This window comes from Haemophilus influenzae (genome assembly GCF_001457655.1).
Taxonomy (GTDB): Bacteria; Pseudomonadota; Gammaproteobacteria; order Enterobacterales; family Pasteurellaceae; genus Haemophilus; species Haemophilus influenzae.
In genome coordinates this window covers 352,977-374,193 of record NZ_LN831035.1, presented here as the reverse complement: position 1 = coordinate 374,193, position 21,217 = coordinate 352,977, and the positions used below count along the sequence as shown (strand labels likewise).

The 21,217-nt window shown below is 38.8% G+C and carries 21 protein-coding genes; 8 read left to right on the top strand and 13 right to left on the bottom strand.

What is annotated here, in order from left to right; all coding sequences use genetic code 11:
* The first annotated feature begins 211 nt into the window (after positions 1-211).
* Both AT683_RS01810 and cydC read left to right on the top strand, forming a co-directional pair.
* Complete coding sequence (locus tag AT683_RS01810) at positions 212-1,957, top strand: ABC transporter ATP-binding protein/permease (protein ID WP_005690161.1); 1,746 nt, start codon at positions 212-214, stop codon at positions 1,955-1,957.
* The gene (cydC, locus tag AT683_RS01805; protein WP_048950191.1) at positions 1,950-3,608 is read left to right on the top strand and encodes a thiol reductant ABC exporter subunit CydC; all 1,659 of its coding nucleotides are present in this window, start codon (positions 1,950-1,952) and stop codon (positions 3,606-3,608) included. The genes AT683_RS01810 and cydC overlap by 8 nt, the downstream gene beginning before the upstream one ends.
* A 55-nt stretch (positions 3,609-3,663) precedes the next feature.
* Here cydC and glpX read toward each other — a convergent pair whose 3' ends face one another.
* On the bottom strand, positions 3,664-4,665 hold the full coding sequence (gene glpX / locus AT683_RS01800; RefSeq protein ID WP_005690169.1) for a class II fructose-bisphosphatase: 1,002 nt from the start codon (positions 4,663-4,665) through the stop codon (positions 3,664-3,666).
* Between the two features lie 161 nt (positions 4,666-4,826).
* On the opposite strand from glpX, the gene AT683_RS01795 reads away from it, so the two are divergent.
* The 3 genes from AT683_RS01795 to dtd all read left to right on the top strand — a co-directional run bounded on the left by AT683_RS01795 (position 4,827) and on the right by dtd (position 6,015).
* Entirely contained in the window at positions 4,827-5,045 is a 219-nt protein-coding gene (locus AT683_RS01795) for a cell division protein ZapB (RefSeq protein WP_005650820.1), read from the top strand.
* Between the two features lie 98 nt (positions 5,046-5,143).
* A complete protein-coding gene (gene mioC / locus AT683_RS01790) occupies positions 5,144-5,584 on the top strand; it encodes an FMN-binding protein MioC (protein WP_058222154.1) in 441 nt (146 codons plus the stop codon).
* Entirely contained in the window at positions 5,581-6,015 is a 435-nt protein-coding gene (gene dtd, locus AT683_RS01785; RefSeq protein WP_005650818.1) for a D-aminoacyl-tRNA deacylase, read from the top strand. Before mioC ends, dtd begins: the two co-directional genes overlap by 4 nt.
* A gap of 306 nt (positions 6,016-6,321) precedes the next feature.
* Here the strand turns inward: dtd and ispF are convergent, their stop codons facing one another.
* From ispF to gpt, 4 genes are all read right to left on the bottom strand, one after another.
* On the bottom strand, positions 6,322-6,798 hold the full coding sequence (gene ispF / locus AT683_RS01780; protein WP_005658971.1) for a 2-C-methyl-D-erythritol 2,4-cyclodiphosphate synthase: 477 nt from the start codon (positions 6,796-6,798) through the stop codon (positions 6,322-6,324).
* Complete coding sequence (gene ispD / locus AT683_RS01775; RefSeq protein WP_050846042.1) at positions 6,795-7,472, bottom strand: 2-C-methyl-D-erythritol 4-phosphate cytidylyltransferase; 678 nt, start codon at positions 7,470-7,472, stop codon at positions 6,795-6,797. Before ispD ends, ispF begins: the two co-directional genes overlap by 4 nt.
* Positions 7,472-7,750, bottom strand: coding sequence for a cell division protein FtsB (gene ftsB, locus AT683_RS01770; protein WP_005658968.1), 279 nt, complete (start codon positions 7,748-7,750; stop codon positions 7,472-7,474). Before ftsB ends, ispD begins: the two co-directional genes overlap by 1 nt.
* A gap of 122 nt (positions 7,751-7,872) precedes the next feature.
* Complete coding sequence (gene gpt, locus AT683_RS01765; protein ID WP_005632242.1) at positions 7,873-8,340, bottom strand: xanthine phosphoribosyltransferase; 468 nt, start codon at positions 8,338-8,340, stop codon at positions 7,873-7,875.
* Positions 8,341-8,450: 110 nt separating this feature from the next.
* Between gpt and pepD the strand changes: the two genes are divergently transcribed.
* Positions 8,451-9,905 carry an aminoacyl-histidine dipeptidase gene (gene pepD, locus AT683_RS01760; protein ID WP_021034588.1) on the top strand — a complete coding sequence of 485 codons (1,455 nt, stop codon included), beginning with the start codon at positions 8,451-8,453 and terminating at the stop codon, positions 9,903-9,905.
* A gap of 52 nt (positions 9,906-9,957) precedes the next feature.
* On the opposite strand, the gene xerC is transcribed toward pepD, so the two are convergent.
* Entirely contained in the window at positions 9,958-10,845 is an 888-nt protein-coding gene (gene xerC / locus AT683_RS01755) for a tyrosine recombinase XerC (RefSeq protein WP_011272163.1), read from the bottom strand.
* On the bottom strand, positions 10,839-11,279 hold the full coding sequence (locus AT683_RS01750; RefSeq protein WP_005655034.1) for a GNAT family N-acetyltransferase: 441 nt from the start codon (positions 11,277-11,279) through the stop codon (positions 10,839-10,841). The genes xerC and AT683_RS01750 overlap by 7 nt, the downstream gene beginning before the upstream one ends.
* Positions 11,280-11,444: 165 nt before the next feature.
* Between AT683_RS01750 and tpiA the strand changes: the two genes are divergently transcribed.
* Complete coding sequence (gene tpiA, locus AT683_RS01745; protein ID WP_005650804.1) at positions 11,445-12,236, top strand: triose-phosphate isomerase; 792 nt, start codon at positions 11,445-11,447, stop codon at positions 12,234-12,236.
* 81 nt (positions 12,237-12,317) lie between these two features.
* Here the strand turns inward: tpiA and glpE are convergent, their stop codons facing one another.
* The 3 genes from glpE to ilvY are packed head-to-tail and all read right to left on the bottom strand — an operon-like array spanning position 12,318 to position 14,424.
* A complete protein-coding gene (gene glpE, locus AT683_RS01740; RefSeq protein ID WP_005658417.1) occupies positions 12,318-12,635 on the bottom strand; it encodes a thiosulfate sulfurtransferase GlpE in 318 nt (105 codons plus the stop codon).
* The gene (gene rarD, locus AT683_RS01735) at positions 12,636-13,514 is read right to left on the bottom strand and encodes an EamA family transporter RarD (protein ID WP_011272164.1); all 879 of its coding nucleotides are present in this window, start codon (positions 13,512-13,514) and stop codon (positions 12,636-12,638) included.
* 31 nt (positions 13,515-13,545) lie between these two features.
* Positions 13,546-14,424: an HTH-type transcriptional activator IlvY gene (ilvY, locus tag AT683_RS01730; RefSeq protein ID WP_011272165.1), complete on the bottom strand. Its 879-nt coding sequence runs from the start codon at positions 14,422-14,424 to the stop codon at positions 13,546-13,548.
* A 683-nt stretch (positions 14,425-15,107) separates the two neighbouring features.
* Between ilvY and ilvC the strand changes: the two genes are divergently transcribed.
* Positions 15,108-16,586 (top strand): ketol-acid reductoisomerase, encoded by a 1,479-nt coding sequence (ilvC, locus tag AT683_RS01725; protein ID WP_005671921.1) that lies wholly within the window; start codon positions 15,108-15,110, stop codon positions 16,584-16,586.
* Between the two features lie 110 nt (positions 16,587-16,696).
* Here the strand turns inward: ilvC and glpC are convergent, their stop codons facing one another.
* Genes glpC through glpA form a run of 3 tightly spaced genes read right to left on the bottom strand, consistent with a single transcriptional unit; the run spans position 16,697 to position 20,968 of the window.
* On the bottom strand, positions 16,697-17,977 hold the full coding sequence (gene glpC / locus AT683_RS01720; RefSeq protein WP_005658423.1) for an anaerobic glycerol-3-phosphate dehydrogenase subunit GlpC: 1,281 nt from the start codon (positions 17,975-17,977) through the stop codon (positions 16,697-16,699).
* An 11-nt stretch (positions 17,978-17,988) separates the two neighbouring features.
* On the bottom strand, positions 17,989-19,287 hold the full coding sequence (gene glpB, locus AT683_RS01715) for a glycerol-3-phosphate dehydrogenase subunit GlpB (RefSeq protein WP_005658424.1): 1,299 nt from the start codon (positions 19,285-19,287) through the stop codon (positions 17,989-17,991).
* On the bottom strand, positions 19,277-20,968 hold the full coding sequence (gene glpA / locus AT683_RS01710; protein ID WP_005658425.1) for an anaerobic glycerol-3-phosphate dehydrogenase subunit A: 1,692 nt from the start codon (positions 20,966-20,968) through the stop codon (positions 19,277-19,279). Before glpA ends, glpB begins: the two co-directional genes overlap by 11 nt.
* Positions 20,969-21,217 lie beyond the last annotated feature (249 nt).

The window sequence follows — 21,217 nt, the reverse complement described above, 5'->3', positions numbered from 1 at the left end:
AAAAATCAAGAAATAAAAACTATTCTTATTATTTTCTGTATTTAAACCTGCTTGTTTCCTATAATGCGAGCCGTTGATTGTTGATTAGTAGTTGTAGGCTGGGCTTCAGCCCACCAACAAACAATCGTGATATTTTGGTGGGCTGAAGCCCACCCTACATTAAGTACGCATCATTCTATGCGTGCTTCTTTTTATTTTAGGAGCAATCATTATGATGATAGATAAACGCCTAATTAACACGGTGGCTGACAGCAAAAAATGGATTGGCGTCACAGTGTTGTGGAATTGGGTGGCGTTAGTTGGCGGGATTATTAGTGCTGTCGTGTTTTCTTATATTTTACAAGCTGCTTATTTTCACGAATTAAGCCCGTTAAGTGCGGTCATTTTGGGCATCCTTTTGATTGCAGCATTGGCATTACGTGCTTTTGCGGGTAAAAAATCAGTGCAGGCGTCTTATTTTGCCAGCACAAAAGTGAAGCATGAATTGCGTAGCCTTATTTATCGTAAATTGGCTTCTATGCCGCTTAACCAAGTGAATCAGCAATCCACTTCAAGCATTATCCAAGTGGCATCAGAAGGTGTAGAACAGCTTGAAATCTACTTTGGGCGTTATTTGCCGCAGCTTTTTTATAGCTTGCTTGCACCGCTTACACTCTTTGCTTTCCTGATTTTTTTCAGTTTTAAAACTGCCGTGATTTTGTTGATTTGTGTGCCGCTTATCCCTATGTCAATTATTGCGGTGAATAAAATTGCGAAAAAACTTTTGGCAAAATATTGGTCGATTTATGTGGGATTAGGCAGTAGCTTTTTAGATAACTTACAGGGTTTAATTACGCTAAAAATCTATCAAGACGATACTTATAAAGCGAAAGCGATGGATAAAGAGGCTGAGCATTTCCGCAAAATAACCATGAAAGTGCTTACTATGCAGCTTAACTCGGTTTCTCTTATGGATTTACTCGCTTATGGCGGCGCGGCAATTGGGATTTTAACTGCATTATTGCAATTCCAAGATGCACAACTCAGCGTGTTAGGCGTGATTTTATTTATTCTCCTTTCTTCTGAGTTCTTTATTCCACTTCGTTTGCTTGGTTCATTCTTCCATGTTGCGATGAATGGTAAAGCGGCTTCAGATAAGATCTTCACATTGCTTGATACGCCAGTGGAAACCCAACAAAGTGCGGTAAATTTTGAGGCAAAAAATAACCTTCAAGTGGAAATTAAAGATCTGCATTTTTCTTATAGTGAAGAAAAACCAGCAATTACAGGTTTAGATTTGAGTATCTTACCAAACCAACTTTCTGTATTTGTGGGTAAAAGTGGTTGCGGTAAATCAACTTTAGTTTCGTTATTGATGGGCTTTAATAAAGCGCAACAAGGAGAGATTTTGTTTAATGGACAAAACGCCCTCAATATTGACTGCACTTCTTTCTATCAAAAAGTATCATTGGTGAGCCATAGCAGTTATGTGTTTAAAGGCTCACTGCGTGAAAATATGACGATGGCGAAAATTGATGCTACAGATGAACAAATTTATGCGTGTTTAGAACAAGTGAATCTTGCCCAATTTGTACGCGAAAATGGCGGATTAGATATGCAACTCTTAAGCCGAGGTGCGAATTTATCGGGCGGTCAAATTCAACGTTTAGCCTTAGCGCGTGCTTTATTACACAATGCCGAGCTTTATATTTTTGATGAAGCGACCAGTAACATTGATGTGGAAAGCGAAGAAATTATTTTGCAGTTCATTCAGCAATTTAAACAACAAAAAACCATTGTGATGATTTCTCACCGCTTGGCGAATGCGGTAAATGCGGACTGTATTAACGTACTTGACCAAGGCAAATTGATTGAGCAAGGCACACACGAAAGCTTAATGGCAAAACAAGGTGCGTATGCTGAAATGTTCCAACAACAAAAAGATTTAGAACAAATTAGAGAGGTGGCAAATGCGTAAAAATGGTTTTGTTGTAATGGGGCATTTGTTGAAATTAGTGACTCCACTTGCGCACATTATGGCGTTTACCATTACTATGGGTACGCTCGGTTTCCTAGCTGCCATCTTTATTATGGTGCTGGGTGCGATGGGGTTAGTGAATCTTCTTAACTTTGACACCTATTTAAGTTTCTCTGGCATTTTGACCGCACTTATCGTATTGGCGGTGGCTCGTGGAGCATTGCGTTATTTAGAGCAAATGTCTGGGCATTATATCGCCTTTAAATTATTGGCATTATTGCGTGACAAAGTGTTTTCTTCTTTGCGTCGCCTAGCTTTTGTGAAGTTGCAAGATAAACAAGCGGGGCAATTAGTGTCATTAGTCACCAATGATATTGAGTTACTCGAAGTGTTTTATGCGCACACCATTGCACCAATTATGATCGCATTCTTTACCTCTGCGATTTTATTGTTGGTCTTTGCCCAGCTTTCAAGCTGGTTTGTACTTGTGGCATTGGCTGCTTATTTAACAGTTGGCGTGATTTTACCGATTATTACCACCAAATTGGCACGTGAAGATGGCAGACGTTATCGTGAATTAGTGGGCGAAATGAACGACTTCTTCCTCGACAGCGTGCGTGGTATGAAAGAAATTCAGCTTTTCGGTTATGCACAACAACGTTTAGCAGAAATTCAACAACGCAGCCAAAAAATCGATACGGCGTTTGAGCGTATTAAAGACCAAGAAGCGAAAGTTCGTGTTTATACTGAAGTGGCAGTATCTGTTTTCAACATTATTATGCTGTTTACTGGCTTAATTTTATTTAGCTTAGATAAAATTGATTTCGCTGCCTTTTTAGTTGGCGTGATTTTATTGATGTCGAGCTATGGGCCAGTTATCGCCTTAAGTAACCTTTCAAGCAACTTATTACAAACTTTGGCTTCTGGCGAACGAGTATTAAGTTTATTAGCGGAAGAGCCAGAGTTAAAAGATGTAGAAAGTGCGGTAGATTTAAAAGATGTTTCTTGCATTGATGTTGAGAATGTAAACTTCGCTTACGGCGAAGAACAAATTTTATCGGATGTCAGCTTATCTGTGAAAAAAGGCGAAATCTTAGGTATTCACGGCAGAAGTGGTAGCGGTAAAAGTACCTTATTGAAATTGCTGATGCGTTTTTACGATCCTAAATCAGGTAGCATTAAAATTAACGGTGAAACTTTGCCAAATATCAACACCCGTAGCTTACGTGACAATATGGCGTACATTACTCAGCAAACCTATATTTTCAACGAAACCATCGAGGAAAATATCCGTCTTGCTCGCCGTGATGCAACCTTAGAAGAAATTATGGAAGCAGCGAAGAAAGCTTCAATTCATGATTTCATTTTAAGCTTACCACAAGGTTATCAAACAAAAATGACAGAATTGGGCGGCAATCTCTCTGACGGTGAAAAACAGCGTATCGGTATTGCCCGAGCATTCTTGCATAATGCACCGATTATTTTACTCGATGAGCCAACCAGTAATTTGGATAGCTTAAACGAAGCAATGATTTTGAAATCATTACTCGATGTGAAAGCTGAAAAATTGATTATTCTCGTCAGCCACCGCCAATCTACCATGGCTATTTGCGATCAGGTAATTGGCATAGAAAACGGCAGAATGTCCTAAACTAAGACAACAAAAAATCGCACTGTTAAAGGTGCGATTTTTTTTGTTTCTAATACTAAATATTCAAAATTTTATAAAGGTCATCCAAATAATGAATAGATTGAATTTTACGAATTGTGCGGGATTTTCCTCGAATTAAAATGGTTTCAGTACTGGCTAAATTGCCTTTTCGGGAAATGCCTTTAAGCAAATCGCCATTGGTAATGCCTGTTGCAGTAAATACAAGATTGTCATCACGCACGAGATCTTCAAGTTTTAACACTTCATTCACTTTTACGCCCAATGCTGCACAGCGTTGAATCTCATTAGCTGCAATTTTTTTATTTTCTTCGGTGTCGCTTTTTACTTCATTGCGTGGGATTAAACGAGCTTGCATATCACCACCTAATGCTCGAATGGCTGCAGCAGCTGCCACGCCTTCTGGCGCACCACCAATTCCATAAAGAAGATCGACTTCAGCATCAGGTAAGCAGCAAAGCACAGAACCTGCCACATCGCCATCAGGAATTGCCAATACTTTCGCGCCCAAGTTATGTATTTGTTTAATTACGGCATCGTGACGTGGTTTGGCTAATACCATTACGGTAAGGTCAGAAAGGGATTTTCCTAGCTTAGATGCGATGCGGCGAAGATTTTGTTCCAGTGGTAAATTTAAATCAATGATGCCTTTTACATTTGAACCCACCACTAATTTTTCCATATACATATCAGGTGCTTTTAAAAAGGTATTTTTGCCACCTGCAGCCAAGACAGAAATAGCATTAGATTGCCCCATTGCGGTCATACGTGTACCATCAATAGGATCTACTGCGATAGAAACTAATTCCCCTAAGCCAGAACCGACTTTTTCGCCAACATAAAGCATTGGGGCTTCATCAATTTCGCCCTCTCCTATAACGATTTCAGCGTCCATATGAATCAAATTCAGCATATAACGCATCGCTTTTACCGCTGCATCGTCTGCCGCATTTTTATCTCCTCGACCAAGCCACGTGTAAGCTGCTAGAGCGGCTGCTTCTGTTACTCGTGAAAATTCAATGGCTAATGCTCGATTCATTATTATTCTCCTTCTGCTTATTTTTCAAGATTATGGCAAAAATAGCATCATTCTATCACTGAGTAATCGTTTGCATAATAAATTTTTATTCAATGCTTTAAAAAGGTAAATTTACTGGGTAAAATACCCCTAAACTTACCCATATTTAAAAGGAAATCATTATGTCTTTAGAAATTTTAGACCAGCTTGAAGAAAAAATTAAACAAGCGGTAGAAACTATCCAATTACTTCAATTAGAAGTTGAAGAATTAAAAGAGAAAAACGCAGAATCTCAAAGAAATATCGAAAACTTACAAACTGAAAATGAACAGCTGAAAAACGAACATCGTAACTGGCAAGAGCATATTCGTTCATTACTTGGTAAGTTTGATAACGTTTAATCGTAATAAAAGGCTTAGATTTTCTAAGCCTTTTTATTATTAATCATTTCAATAATTTTCTTTTCTCTTTGAGAAGAAAATAAATATAGGATAATAAAATGCACATTTGTATTCTTTCAGGCAGCACTTTAGGTGGGGCGGAATATGTTGCCGAGCATTTAAACGATGTTTTAGAAACTCAAGGTTTTTCCACCGCACTTTTTCACGGACCAAATTTATCTGACATTGAAAACGAGAAAATTTGGCTGATTGTCACTTCAACGCACGGTGTAGGCGAATTGCCAGACAATTTAAAACCCCTATTTGATGAATTAGCGAATAGCCAAAAGGATTTTTCAGATGTTCGCTTTGCGGTCGTTGGATTAGGTAGTTCTGATTATGATACTTTTTGCTATGCAGCGGACAAAGTGGAGCAAACACTTCAAGCAAAAAGTGCGGTAAAAATTTGTGAGACTTTAAAAATTGACGTGTTAAACGTGGATGATCAAGAAAGTTATGCTGAAGAATGGTTACCGAGTTTTATTGAGGGATTGAAATGATCGCCCTAATTCAGCGTGTGTCTCAAGCAAAAGTGAATGTAAAGGGCGAAACAATAGGGAAAATTGGCAAAGGTTTGTTAGTTTTGCTTGGTGTAGAAAAAGAAGATAACCGAGAAAAAGCGGATAAACTCGCTGAAAAAGTGCTTAATTATCGAATTTTCAGTGATGAAAATGACAAGATGAATTTAAATGTTCAACAAGCGCAGGGGGAATTACTTATCGTTTCGCAATTTACATTAGCAGCGGATACGCAAAAAGGTTTACGCCCGAGTTTTTCAAAAGGTGCGTCCCCAGCATTGGCTAATGAATTATATGAATACTTTATCCAAAAGTGCGCAGAGAAATTACCTGTTTCAACAGGGCAATTTGCAGCGGATATGCAAGTGAGCTTAACAAATGATGGGCCTGTGACGTTTTGGTTAAATGTATAATAAGAAAATCTAAGTTGGCAATAAGCTCACTGTTTTACATTTGTTTTATTAAATGGTTTAGTTAATGGAATATTCTCGTTAAAGCGTATAAATTCCATCAATTAATAATGAACCATATATTCAACAAGGTTGGTAAGCAAAAAGGCGGACTGAAGCCCTCCATTGCTCCCTCACCCATAAATGGGCGTCTCCTTTCACCAATGGTCACTTAATAATAACGAGCAATCGCTTATTATTTCACTAATAAAAATGCGATGAAATTCTTTTCAAATTGCACCGCACTTTTAAGAATATAAGAATAGTAAATTATTGTCGAATTAAAAGAGCAACGGCTTCACAAGCAATCCCCTCTTGTCTTCCTGTAAAGCCTAATTTTTCGGTAGTCGTTGCTTTTACATTAACTTGCTCAATATCGCATTGGAGATCTTCAGCTATTTTAGCACGCATTGCATCAATATGTGGACGCATTTTAGGTGCTTGTGCAATGATAGTGACATCGACATTACCAATTTTATATCCCTTTTTTTGCACTTGACGAAACGCTTCACGCAGTAAGCCTCGACTATCCGCATTTTTATATTGCATATCGGTATCTGGGAAAAGTTTTCCAATATCGCCTAAAGCCGCTGCCCCCAAGATTGCATCAGTTAATGCGTGTAGTGCCACATCTCCATCTGAGTGCGCAATAAAGCCAGTGTGATAAGGCACTTCTACACCACCAATAATTAATGGACGATCTTCGCCAAAAGCGTGAACATCAAAGCCGTGTCCAATTCTGATCATAATTTATTCCTTGTTAAATAAAATTCTGCTAATGCTAAATCTTCTGGACGAGTCACTTTTAAATTATCGCTACGTCCAGCCACTAAGTGCGGTCGAAATCCTGCCAGTTCCATTGCTGATGCTTCATCTGTTATATTCGCACCTCGTTGAATTCCTGTGGAAAGCGCATCTCTTAATATATCTACTGGGAAAAACTGCGGTGTCATTGCTTGCCAAAGCTGGCTACGATCTTCTGTTTTCACAATACATTGCTGATTATCCGCCCGTTTAATCGTATCTGTTGCTGGGATTGCCAAAATCGCACCCTGTTTATCTTCAATAGCTAACAATTTATCAATATCAGCATGTTGTAAACAAGGGCGAGCAGCATCGTGAACAAGCACCCACGCATTTTTTTCCGCAATTGCATTTAAACCATTTAAGACAGATTCTGCTCGCGTTGCGCCACCTTCCACTAGCTGAATTTTAGGATCGAGCGATAGTGTAGAAATATAAGGATCATCTTTGCTTACAGCCAAAATAATTTTAGATACGGCAGGATAAGAAAGCATCACATCGAGTGTATGTTCAAGCAGTGTTTTGCCAAGCAGCGTTAAATATTGTTTAGGTTTATCCGCTTGCATCCGTGAACCAACACCAGCCGCAGGCAAGACCGCAATAATTGAACGAGCCATTATTTACTCTCTTTTACAATATGATAGAACACTTCATTTTCTTTCACTAAGCCATGTTGCATTCGTGCGCGTTCTTCGATCGCTTCAAAACCTTTTGTTAATCCTTGAATTTCTGCATTAATACGCTGATTACGTTGAGATAGCTTTTCATTTTCTGCTTGATTTTCCTTAATTTTCTCAGCATTTTGACGATAATCTAAAAAGCCGTTACTGCCAAACCAAAAATCATATTGAAACAATACTAATACTGAAAGGAGGATTAAAATAAGAAGTCGCATACGGATATTTGTTGTGAGTAAAATTTTAACCAGTTTACCGTGAAAAATTAGGAAAAACGATAAAATGAAAGAAAGTGCGGTTAAAAATTCTTTTATTTTAACCGCACTTTTTTGTATAAAAATTATTTTCTAGAGAGAGGTGGCACAAAGGTTAAACCTAAATCCCAAGGTTGCTCAATCCAAGTATTTTGTGGAATATCAATCACATAGTCATCTACTAATTCTGCACCTGCAGGTTTTGCAAATACAGTGACAAATTTTGCATTAGGGTACATTTGACGAATCGCACGCGCTGTATTACCCGTATCAACTAAATCATCTACTACGATAAACCCTTCGCCGCCATTTGGCACTTGGGCTGCATGCAGAACTTGTAGTTCTCCCTGATTGTTATGATCGTGATAGCTTGCGATACAAACGGTTTCAATATGGCGAAGACCTAATTCTCTAGCCAACACAGCCGCTGGAAACAAACCACCGCGACTCACCGCAATAATACCTTTCCATTGGGAAGCTGGAAGTAAACGTTCTGATAATTTGCGGGCATGCATTTGAAACATATCCCAAGTTACCACATATTTTTCGCTCATAATTGCACCTTAGTTTAAATTTATCGAGAAATAAAAAATTGCGTAAGGATAACCCGAAATGGCGTTTTATGCTATTATTTCGTAAATTTTTTCAGTAAAAAGGAGCAACTATGTCTGAAATTACAACACTTCAACCCTCATTGTTATGGAAATGGTTTGATCAAATTTGTGCAATCCCTCATCCTTCTCATTATGAAGATGCGTTAGCTAACTTTATTGTAAATTGGGCGAAAGAAAAGCATTTTTTTGTGGAACGCGATGAAGTAGGCAATGTTCTCATTCGTAAACCTGCGACGAAAGGAATGGAAAATCACACACCTGTTGTGCTACAAGCGCACTTAGATATGGTGCCACAGGCTAATGAAGGCAACCCACATGATTTTACCAAAGATCCTATTCAACCTTATATTGATGGGGAATGGGTGAAAGCGCGAGGTACAACATTAGGATCTGACAATGGTATCGGTTTAGCCTCTACTCTAGCTGTGTTAGAAAGCAATGATTTAGCGCATCCACCTCTTGAAGTGCTTTTAACAATGACAGAAGAAACGGGGATGGATGGTGCGAAAGACCTGCGTCATAACTGGTTACAATCTGAAATTTTAATCAATACAGATACCGAAGAAATTGGCGAAATTTACATTGGTTGTGCGGGCGGCATTAACGCAAACTTTGAAATTCCAGTTCAATATGAAACCAATACGTTTGAGCATAGTGTACAAATCACCCTTAAAGGTTTACGTGGCGGCCATTCTGGTGTTGATATTCATACAGGACGTGCAAATGCAATTAAAGTGTTAGCGCGAGTATTAGCAAAACTCTCTCAAAATGAACCGCACTTTACTCTCTCTGAAATTCGTGGTGGCTCAATTCGTAATGCAATTCCTCGAGAAGCTGTGGCTGTATTAGCCTTTAATGGCGATGTAAAAGCCATAGAAAGTGCGGTAGAAAATCTCGCGGTTGTGCTTAAAGAAGAATTAGCCATTGCCGAACCTAATCTCACACTTTTTGTAGAATTTGTAGAAAAATCTGCAACAGTATTCACAGCACAAAGTACTCAAACGGTAATTAATGCACTCAACGTATTGCCAAACGGCGTAATCCGCAATAGTGATGTAGTTAAAAATGTTGTAGAAAGCTCATTAAGCGTTGGCGTATTGAAAACAGAAGGTAACGCGGTAAAAAGCACCATTTTAATTCGTTCATTAATTGAAAGCGGTAAATATTACGTAACTGAAATGCTTAGCTCACTTGCAATCTTAGCAAATGCAAAAGTCGAGTTTTCTGCGCCTTATCCAGGCTGGCAACCGGTAAATGACTCAACTATCTTAGACGTTACTCGCAAACATTATGCTGAAGTGCTAGGCGAGCAACCTGTAGTGAAAGTCATTCACGCAGGATTAGAATGTGGTCTTTTAAAAGAACATTATCCACACATTGAAATGATTTCTGTTGGGCCAACAATCCGAAATGCTCACTCGCCAGATGAAAAAGTGGAAATCGCAACAGTACAAACCTATTGGGATTTATTGACAAGAGTACTTGCCGATATTCCTGCGAAGTAATCTAATATTAATTAAAAGTGCGGTTAAAATTTCTTTTGTTTTAACCGCTCTTTTATTTTTTTCGTTTCGCTCTTGGGTGCGCCTGATCGTACACTTCTGCTAGATGTTGGAAATTTAAGTGAGTATAAATTTGTGTGGTGGAAAGGTTGCTATGCCCAAGCAATTCTTGCACGGCGCGTAAATCAGAACTGGCTTCCAACATATGCGTCGCAAAAGAATGACGTAATTTGTGCGGATTAAGATGGCTATTTAAGCCTTGACGAATACCCCAAGTTTCTAAACGTTTTTGAATGGCTCGATGAGAAATACGATTTCCAAGCTGGCTAACAAATAATGCCTCATCTTTTGGGTTAAATAATGCCCGCACTTTTAACCATTCTTGAATAGCATGCGAAGCATAACGTCCAAACGGCACAACTCGTTCTTTGTTACCTTTTCCAATAACGCGTACTTCCCGCACACGGGTATTAATGCTGTTTAAATCTAAGCCTTGTAATTCAGATAAACGCAAACCTGAACTATACATTAATTCCAAAATAGCACGATCACGAATATCAATAGGTTCTTTGCTATCGTTGGCAAGCAATTGTTGAATTTGCTCGCCATCCATATTTTTCGGTAAATGCCAGCCTTGTTTCGGTGCAGAAATGCCTGTGGCAGGATTTACTTTTAATTCGCCTTGTTGCACTAAAAAACTGAGAAATCGACGTAATGCGGATAAACGCAAAGCCAAGCTTTTTTCTTTTAAGCCTTGTTTTTTGCTTTCCGCTAAAATAAAGCGCACCACGCTAGGCGTCACTTGTGTCCAAGAATGAATATCTTGTTGCGCTAAGATTTTGATGGTGGCATCAAGCTGATGTTGATAATTAGTGATTGTGTGAGGACTCATTTGGCGTTCAATCCGCAAATAATCCCAATAACGATTTAACGCTGTTAGCATGACAAACTCAATTCAAATAAACGTTCTTTTGGGTTCAATTTAAACCCTTCCGATTCCAACATTGAATATTGATTTTGCGCTAATTCTGCCACTAAACGATTGGATTGCGTGAAATGCACAAAGTCTTTTGCTTTAGAAATCAACGCCGCATAAATTTCTGTTTGTTGCGCATGTTCCAACACAAAAATATCGGTGATTTGCCAATAACGTTGCAATTGTAAAGAAGAAAGGCGAGGGAAAAGCTGCACAAAGCCAATAGCCTTTTCATTTTCATCCACCGCAATAAAAAACAGGCTTTCATTAAAACGCATACGATTAGTTAAAAAAGCTAAGGTACGTTCTGGATTCTCTGCTTGCCCATAGGCTTGGCGATAGGCTTCAAAAAGAGGAAGAAGCACTTCAATATTCCATTGTTCAGCTTTGAAAAGTTTCATAATTGGTTATTTTTTATTGGTTCCATACAGGTAATTGTAGCTTTTTAGCTCAAGATAATCATCTTTCTGTGAGAATTTTTTTAATTTTATGATCTTCTGCAAAGAATAGGGGCGAAATTTTGGTATAGTAAGCAAGTTAATTTTATCAACTATGGAGAAACAAAAATGGCACGTCGTCCTTTAGTTATGGGTAACTGGAAATTAAACGGTAGCAAAGCATTCACGAAAGAATTAATCGAGGGATTAAAAGCGGAATTACATGATGTAACAGGTTGTGATGTAGCAATTGCCCCCCCCGTTATGTATTTAGGTACGGCTGAAGCAGCACTTTCTGGTTGTGGTTGCAGCTGTGGCGGTAAAAGTGTGATTCAATTAGGTGCACAAAACGTAGATATCAATGTGAAAGGTGCATTTACTGGTGATATTTCTAGCGAAATGTTAAAAGATTTCGGTGCAAAATATATCATTATTGGCCACTCTGAACGCCGCACTTATCATAAAGAAAGCGACGAATTTGTGGCGAAAAAATTTGGTGCATTAAAAGAAGCTGGTTTAGTGCCAGTATTATGTATTGGTGAATCTGAAGCAGAAAACGAAGCAGGCAAAACAGAAGAAGTATGTGCGCGTCAAATTGATGCAGTCATCAATGCATTAGGCGTAGAAGCATTCAACGGTGCAGTGATCGCATACGAACCAATCTGGGCAATTGGCACGGGTAAATCTGCAACTCCAGCACAAGCACAAGCCGTTCATGCATTTATCCGTGGTCACATCGCAGCGAAATCACAAGCCGTGGCAGAGCAAGTAATTATTCAATACGGCGGTTCTGTAAATGATGCAAATGCCGCTGAATTATTTACTCAGCCAGACATCGATGGTGCATTAGTGGGTGGCGCATCATTAAAAGCCCCTGCATTTGCAGTAATTGTTAAAGCAGCAGCTGCAGCGAAAAACTAATTTTCAGTTAATTAGAATAACAACAAAAGTGCGGTAAATTTTTACCGCACTTTTTTATATCTTATATTTTTGATGAATGGGTTAGTAAGTGGTATCAATCGGCAATTCTGCTCTGCACCATCCATCAAATCCGCCAATCATACTAAATACATTTTTATAGCCTTGTTCCACGAGAAAAGTCGCTACATTTCGACTGCTCACGCCGTGATAACAACTCACAATAATAGGCGAATCAAAATCTGCTAGTTCTTCAAATTGCAAAAAACTTTGGTTTGTTAAATGAAAAGCACCTTTAGGATGTGAATAAGCAAAGCGCATATTATCTCGAATATCGACTAATATTGCGCCTTGTTGCATCATTTCCCAAGCTTGCTGTGGAGTTATTTCTTTAAATGACATTTATAAACTTCCTTTTGCGTGTTGTTTGTAAACGCCATCAACCATAACAAGAATCATCGCGATAACTAAACAAATAAAAAGTGGGTAGCTTCCGCTATCAATTTGTTCTCCGATCAAAAATGATACGCATAGCATCATAATAGTTTCAACATAGCCAAGCAGACCGAGTAAATTCATAGGAAGCATATTACTGGCTATTACATAGGCAATTAACGCAGTACCGCTGATTAATCCTAGTAATACAAGCAGCCCCCAAATAAACGGATTGGTTTGTTGTACTGTCGCGAAATCTGTTTGTAAAGCAAAATAAATACTGACAGGCATAAGGCTTAACATTTCTAAACAAAAGGAGGCAAGATCGGTATTTTTTAATGCTTTTCGGATAGAAAAATATGCGGTGTAACCTAAACAGATAACAATGGCTTCCCAAGAAAGACCGCCTTTTAGCACAATATTAGAAATTACGCCTAATGTTGCAATGATAACGGCAATAAATTTGAATGTTGAAATGCGTTCTTTAAAAAACACGCGACCTGCCGCCACCATTACAATTGGTAAAAGTAAATAACCAAAAGATACACTTAATGAACTGCCATTATTCGGTGCCCAAAGAAAAAGCCACATTTGAAAACCCATTAATAATCCGCAAAGTAAATATGACAATGCTAAGTGCGGTCGTTTTTGAATGCGTTTTAAACGTTCAATTAAAGCTGCTTTTTGTTTAAATAATGTGACGGACAACAGGACAAAAGGAAAAGTAAATATCATCCGATAACCGAAAATATCTGTGCCACTCAAAGGTTTTAGTAACGTAGAAAAATAATACATATAGCCAAATAAAAACGAGGCTAATAATGAAACGAGAATACCTTTAAACATAAGAAATCCTTATTTTAAACCATTATTTATTCTATTCTAACATCGCCCAAAATGCACGGACTAGGGGCTGTTCGAGATTTCTTTTTTGGGTGCAAATACCTAATTCAAAAGGCTCAATAGGTTTATCAAGATTAAGTCTGGAAATTTGGTTATTCATTGGGCTGCTGTCAATTACTGCATCAGGCAACATTGCTAATCCAAATCCTAATCCCACCATTGGCACAATTCCTTCGTGTCCTGCAACAGTAGCATAAATTTTCGGGTGTTTAATTTGTTTCTCCCTTAACCATTGTTCAATTCGCTGCCGTGCGTGACCTTCAACGGGAAAAATAAAAGGCATTTGCTGCCAATCAATAGGTTTTTCTTGCAATAATTGTGTCGCCAAACAAGCCACTCGCGGGGCAATTAGGGACAAACTAATATCATCTATTTTATGAAACACTACACTAGAAGGCAGATTATTTGGTTTCCCCGCAAGCGCGAGATCGACTTGTTGCGCTTGAATTAATTCTAGTGCTAACGCTGGATCACCCGTAGTCAGTTGAATTTCCACTTTAGGATAACGCTGGCGAAATTCTTTAAGTACGTGAGGAAGATGGCTATAAGATGCGGTTACAGAACAAAAAAGTTTAATTTCACCGCAAAATTCATCGGATTTATCTTTCAGTTGTTGTTTAAATTGTTGCCAGTTTTGCCATTCTGTTTTAGCAAATTGCAAAAATTTCTCGCCATATTCAGTAAGTTTGACTTGGCGATTATCACGGATAAAAAGTGTCTTCCCTAACTCGTCTTCCAATCGTTGAATTTGACGGGAAAGGGTAGAGGGAGACATGTGGTTTTGGGTGGCAGTTTTGGCGAAGTTTTTTGTATCACTGAGGTGGATGAATATTTGTAGGTCGGTAAATTCCATAATTTCTTCTTTTATTTTATTTAATTTCGGGTTTCGCCGATGGCGACCTACTTTTTCTTTGCTCATGCAAAGCAAAAGTAGGCAAAAAGAAAACACGCCCTGCTTTGCCTTATTTCCTGAGAAATTGAAAACTTGCTTAACGGAAATTTTCTGAACTCGCTACGCTCAAACAGACGAAAATTTCCTACAAGTTTCCAATTTCTCAGGCGGCAAAGAAGGGAACTAATTTGTTCTTTCTTCAATTTAAAGTGCGGGTAAAATTTAGCGTATTTAAAAAAATACCAGAAAACTAACCGCACTTTTTAATAACGCTCTGATATATTCTGAGCCCCATATAAATCGCCTTTGCGACTTTCAATTTTCAGGCAATTTGCGTTTGTTTGAGCGTAGCGAGTTCAGCAAATTGCCGTTAAGAAAATTGAAACAAAGCAAAGAGCTGCGATTTAATTGGGGCGTGTTTTCTTTGCCTACTTTCTTTTACACGAGTAAAAGAAAGTAGGTCGCTCATCGAGCGAAATACGATGCAATCCACAAAAAAACAACATAATTGCACAAATCGCAACATTACATTCCCATAATATCACTTTACGCAACCACAAAAAACTTTATAATCCCACCCACAACAAAAATATGCAAACACAACATCATACAATTATCAACCTTACACAATTAAGGACAACAAAATGGCTAACTATTTCAACACATTAAATTTACGTCAAAAATTAGACCAATTAGGTCGTTGTCGTTTTATGGATCGCGAAGAATTTGCAGATGAAGCAAACTTCTTAAAAGGCAAAAAAATCGTTATCGTGGGCTGTGGTGCGCAAGGTTTAAACCAAGGTTTGAATATGCGTGATTCTGGCTTAGATATTAGCTATGCCTTACGCCCTGAAGCAATTGCTGAAAAACGTGCGTCATTCCAACGTGCAACCGAAAATGGTTTTAAAGTGGGTACTTATGAAGAATTAATCCCAACTGCAGATTTAGTCGTAAACTTAACACCAGACAAACAACACTCTAAAGTAGTTGCCGATGTCATGCCTTTAATGAAAAAAGACTCTGCATTTGGTTATTCACACGGTTTCAACATTGTTGAAGTTGGAGAAGAAATCCGTAAAGATATTACGGTTGTGATGGTTGCACCAAAATGTCCAGGTACTGAAGTACGTGAAGAATACAAACGTGGTTTCGGCGTGCCAACATTAATTGCGGTTCACCCTGAAAATGACCCGAAAGGCGAAGGCATGGCGATCGCAAAAGCATGGGCTGCTGCAACTGGCGGTCATAAAGCAGGTGTTTTAGAATCTTCATTCGTGGCAGAAGTAAAATCTGACTTAATGGGTGAGCAAACTATCCTTTGCGGTATGTTACAAGCAGGTTCTATCGTATGTTATGACAAATTAGTGGCAGATGGTAAAGATCCTGCATACGCAGGTAAATTAATCCAATACGGTTGGGAAACCATTACCGAGGCATTAAAACAAGGCGGTATCACATTAATGATGGATCGCTTGTCAAACAGTGCAAAATTACGTGCATTTGAACTAGCTGAACAAATCAAAGAAAGCCTTGGTTTCTTATATTACAAACACATGGATGACATCATTAGCGGTCACTTCTCTGCAACAATGATGGCAGACTGGGCAAATGGCGACAAAGATTTATTCGCATGGCGTGAAGCAACAGGTAAAACAGCCTTTGAAAATGCGCCAAAATATGATGGCAAAATTAGCGAACAAGAATATTTTGATAATGGTGTATTAATGATCGCAATGGTGAAAGCGGGCGTGGAATTAGCTTTTGAAGCAATGGTTGCAAGCGGTATTTATGAAGAATCAGCTTACTACGAATCACTTCACGAATTGCCATTAATTGCGAACACTATCGCACGTAAACGCTTATACGAAATGAACGTGGTAATTTCTGATACTGCAGAATATGGTAACTATTTATTCTCTAACGTAGCGACCCCAATTCTTGCAAAAGAAATTATCCCTAACCTTCAAAAAGGCGATTTGGGCGAGCCAACTCCAGCAGTGGAAGTCGATAACATTACCTTACGCGATGTAAACGATGCAATTCGCAACCACCCTGTTGAATTAATCGGTCAAGAATTACGTGGTTATATGACAGATATGAAACGTATCGCAGTCGCAGGTTAATGTTAAATTGAACTGAATTAAAAACCGACTTTATCAATATAAAGTCGGTTTTTTCATAGATAAAATTAATCATAAAAATGCACGTTAATTACAACATGCATTTTTCTTATTTAAGCATTCATCGACATACAAAGTAAAGTTAATGGATGAATACAAGTCACGTTAGATGACATATCAATTTGCCATTTACAGGTTTGACATTCAGATATAACGTAATCAAATCCACCCTCGTTAATATTATCGAATAGATTTTTACCAATAGATTGTGAAATTTCATAGTTTTCTGATTTAAAACCGTAAGTCCCTGCAATACCACAGCATTGGCTAGGTAACATAATGATTTCTAAACCCGGAATTTTTTTCAACACTTCCAAAGTATAAGGTGCCCAACCTGCTTTATCTACGTGACAGGCAGTGTGATAAGCCACTCTAAGTTTAAGTGGTTTCAACGGTAATGTTTTACCCTCTTTGAAAAGCTGATATAAAAATGGGGTTACCATATGGATATGCGGACGGACTTTGGCGTTATCGATACCTAAAATATGATGGTATTCGTCACGCAGATTAAGTGAACAACTTGATGCCTCACTAATCACATCTATTCCATTTTCATCTACCATTTTTCCAATGTAATCGGTATTGAATTGTGCAATATTACGAGCGCGATTAGGAAAACCGTTTACCATTAATGGTAAGCCACAGCATTTTTCTTTTTCTAATAACATTACCCCAATGTTCATCGCATTGAACACTTTAAGGAATTCTTTGCCAAGCTGTGGATTATTATAATTAACATAACAACCGTGGAAATATGCTACTTTTCGCTCAAATTTTTGTTGGTCTTGTAACGCATTTTTCATATACCAGCTACGGAACGTACCAAACGCATATTTAGGTAAAGTACGTTTCTTACTGATATTAAGGGTTTTTTCCAACATAAATCTGGTGGCTTTCAGACCCGTAATGGTGTTCACAATGGGGGCAAGTGGAGTATTGATTTTCCCCATTACATCTGTGTTACTTAAAATCGCATCACGCAATTTATTCATTAACGGTTTTTTAGACTGCGCTAAGTGATTATTACGTGCACGTACAATTAAATCGCCAATTTTCACATCAGACGGACAAGCCACTTCACAACGTTTACAGTTAGTGCAATATTTAAGTGCTTCATCATAAAGTTCAGCAGATTTTAAGCGTAAACGCTCGCCATCAGGCCCTGATTGTTTTGGCCCTGGATAAAGCGGATTATTACGTGAAACAGGACAAACAGCAGTACAAGCAGTACATTTAATACAGCTTTCAAAACTTTCATCAATATATTTATAGCTTTCAGGCGAATTAAGGGATTGTTTTGCACTATCAATGAGTCGTTGAATATTATTATCCATATTATTCCCCCTTATTTCGCCAAGATTTCATCAGCAACCGCCAAGGCAGTTACAACTGCGACACCCGAACCACAACCAAGCTCAAGGGCATTAAAACCACCAATCACATTACCGACGGCATATAAATTCGTTAAATATTGACCGCACTTTTTCACTTGGCACAGGGCATTAATCGCTACGCCTGCTGATTGATAAGGTTGTGGATGAGCAAAGCGATGAGCAGTCCAAGTGAAACGATCTTTATCGTTAAACCCTTCAACACCGATAATATCGGATTCAAAAACTGGCTCATAAATTTTATCAAATTCGGAAATAAGCCCTTTGCTGAAGAAACTTCCTGACGCCAATACAAAATTATCTGCAGTAATTTCTTCATCTTCGAGCAAGCGAGTGTTGATACAAAGTACTTGATTTCCTTCAAATGTTGCGCTCAATGCACTGTCGCCATTAATCATTAAACCACCAAGGGATTCAAATTTATGACGTAATTGAATACGTTGGCGCATACCAAGTAATGATGGTGGCAGTGTTGGTAATTCAAATAATGCAAGTTTAGTTGCATCACGAAGTGCGGTCATAAATTCTTGGTTTTCTAAACCAAAGCAAGCAGGTAAAAAGACCGCTTCTGCACCTTGTGCTGATTCAATGATTTCTTTAACAAGATCATTGAACGCAAGTTTGTGCTCTAGAAGTTGAGAGATATTTACACTACGGAACTCACGAGCATTTTTGCGAAGTTCATCTAATTGTGGAATATTTAAGAAACCACTCGTTACTTCACAATGTTCAAATTGTGGGTTTAACACTAAATTTGCCGCTAAAAGTTGAGGTTGAAAATCGTGATAACCTTCAATACCAAGCACTGCAATACGTTTATGCGGAAAAGGTTCATTACCTTGCACAGTTGGCACGCTATTTGGCGAAAGCCACGCACCGCGTAAACTGCCTAAGCCTGTTACACGCCAGTGATTTTTTTCCGTAGAACCAATTAAATCAAGATTTAATTCATTGGCTAAACGTTCAAAATCTTGTGCTTTAGCAAGCACTTTCTCTGCACCCAATAAACTATAAGGGTGGGCAGGTAATTCATTGCGAAGTGCGGTAATATTTTCTTTTAAATTTTCTACTGCGCGATTTTCCCCATATGTCGTTGATGGCATACGGCTTAATAAATCTAAAGAGCCAGATGCAAAATCAATGGCCGCTTGACCGTTGTTGATAATCACGCAACGTTTGCCGCATTGTTGAAGGGCGATGCCACAGGTTAAACCCGCCAAACCACCGCCAATAATGGCTACATCAAAATTCATTGCTATCCGTCCCTTGTTGTGCTTGTTCATCAAGCGGTTTCACATCATTTAAACCTAATACACTACCATACATCCAAGAGGTAAATTCGGCTTCGCGAATAGCTTCCCCCCAAGCAATCGGTTCAATACCACGCCAGCGTTCTTCCATAAAGGCGGAAAGTTGAGTAGTTGATTGACGTGGTGTTGCCACTTCAAAACGATTCATTAGTCCTGCGGCACGACACGCACAGAGTTCAGCTTGACAAGTTCCCATTCCAACTCGGGAGCGACGACGTAAATCGACGAGATTATTTACATCCAGTTCATCAATAGCGTAACGAACTTCCCCCGCTGTTACCGCTTCACATTCGCAAACCATTGAACGATCTAAACGTTCTTTTTCAAGCAAACGAGTAGCCCGTGAACCGTGACGATATACGGCAGAATAACGAATAGTACTTGGTAATGAAATGACTTTTTGATTGGTCTCTTGACGACTTTCAGTAGAGCCTGGCAAAGGTTGCTCTGCAGTCACACAACGTGCCGTTTTATTGAGTTTTTTACAAACAAGGTCAGTCGCCCATTCAGCCATTAAACGATAAGTCATTAACTTACCGCCAGTGATAGTAATAAAGCCATCTAAGCCATCACGTTCTGCGTGGTCAAGTAGCACGATACCACGACTCACATTTCGACCTGATGGATCATCATCGCTTGCAACTAATGGTCGCACCCCAGCATAAGCACGTAATACGCGAGTATGACGCAAGCTAGGTGCGAGTTTTTCACCTTCACGGAAAAGAATATCCACTTCCTCTGGTGTTACTTCCATATTATCAATTTGATCATAAGGAATGCGGCTAGATGTTGTTCCGATCACACAAATTGTATCGCCAGGGACGAGAATATCCGCATCAGCAGGTTTACGGCAGCGGTTAATTACAAGTTTATTAATGCGATGACCCATTACGAGTAATGCGCCTTTTGCAGGGAACATTTTAATTTTGAGATCGGCATATTCCGCAATCCCTTGTCCCCAAATACCACCAGCATTTACAACAAGCGGTGCAAAAAATTGGCGTTCTCTGCGATTTTTGTGATCGTACACATTCACGCCAATCACTTTTCCACCTTCACGAATCAAATTTTTTACTTCGCAATAAGTGAACATTTTTGCGCCGTTTTCTGTGGCGTCCATCATATTAGAGGCGGTTAAACGGAATGGGTCAATAGAACCATCTGGCACAACAACAGCGCCCACTAAATCAGGGTTTACAGAAGGCTCCATAATTTTAGCTAAATCAGGATCAATAGCTTGTGCATCAATTCCAGATTTTGCACAGCTCTCAAGGAAGGTTTTTTGATAGTCGAGCGAATCTTCAGGCAAAGTGATAAATAAGCCTTCCGTTTCATCTACGCAATGACGCGCAATTTTGCGCAAAATGCGGTTTTCTTTAATACATTCTTCAGCAGATTCTTGGTCGTTCACGGCGTAACGTGCACCACTGTGTAATAATCCGTGGTTACGTCCTGTGGCTCCTGTCGCAATATCTCGACGTTCCAATAAAATACAATCAATGCCACGAAGTGCGCAATCGCGCACAATACCTGCTCCTGTTGCGCCACCACCGATAATGATCACATCAGTGCTAAGTGACGAAAGATCTCCAACATCTTTATAGATACTAGGCGATAATCCCATTGTTTACCCCCGATTCCCAAAATGTAAGAAAAAATAATATAAAAAGTGTAATCATTGTAGAGAAGTGCGGCAAAATTAACAACATTTTGAGTGTAAAAGAAAGCGATTTTGTGATATTGATCACAATAATTTTCGCATTCGCTCAAACGGTGTAAAGATTTGTGAAACACTTCACATTTTTGATTTTTTTTACTTTCTTATTTTTTTATTTTCTTTTATGATTCGCAAATCCCTTACTGTTTCAAAAGG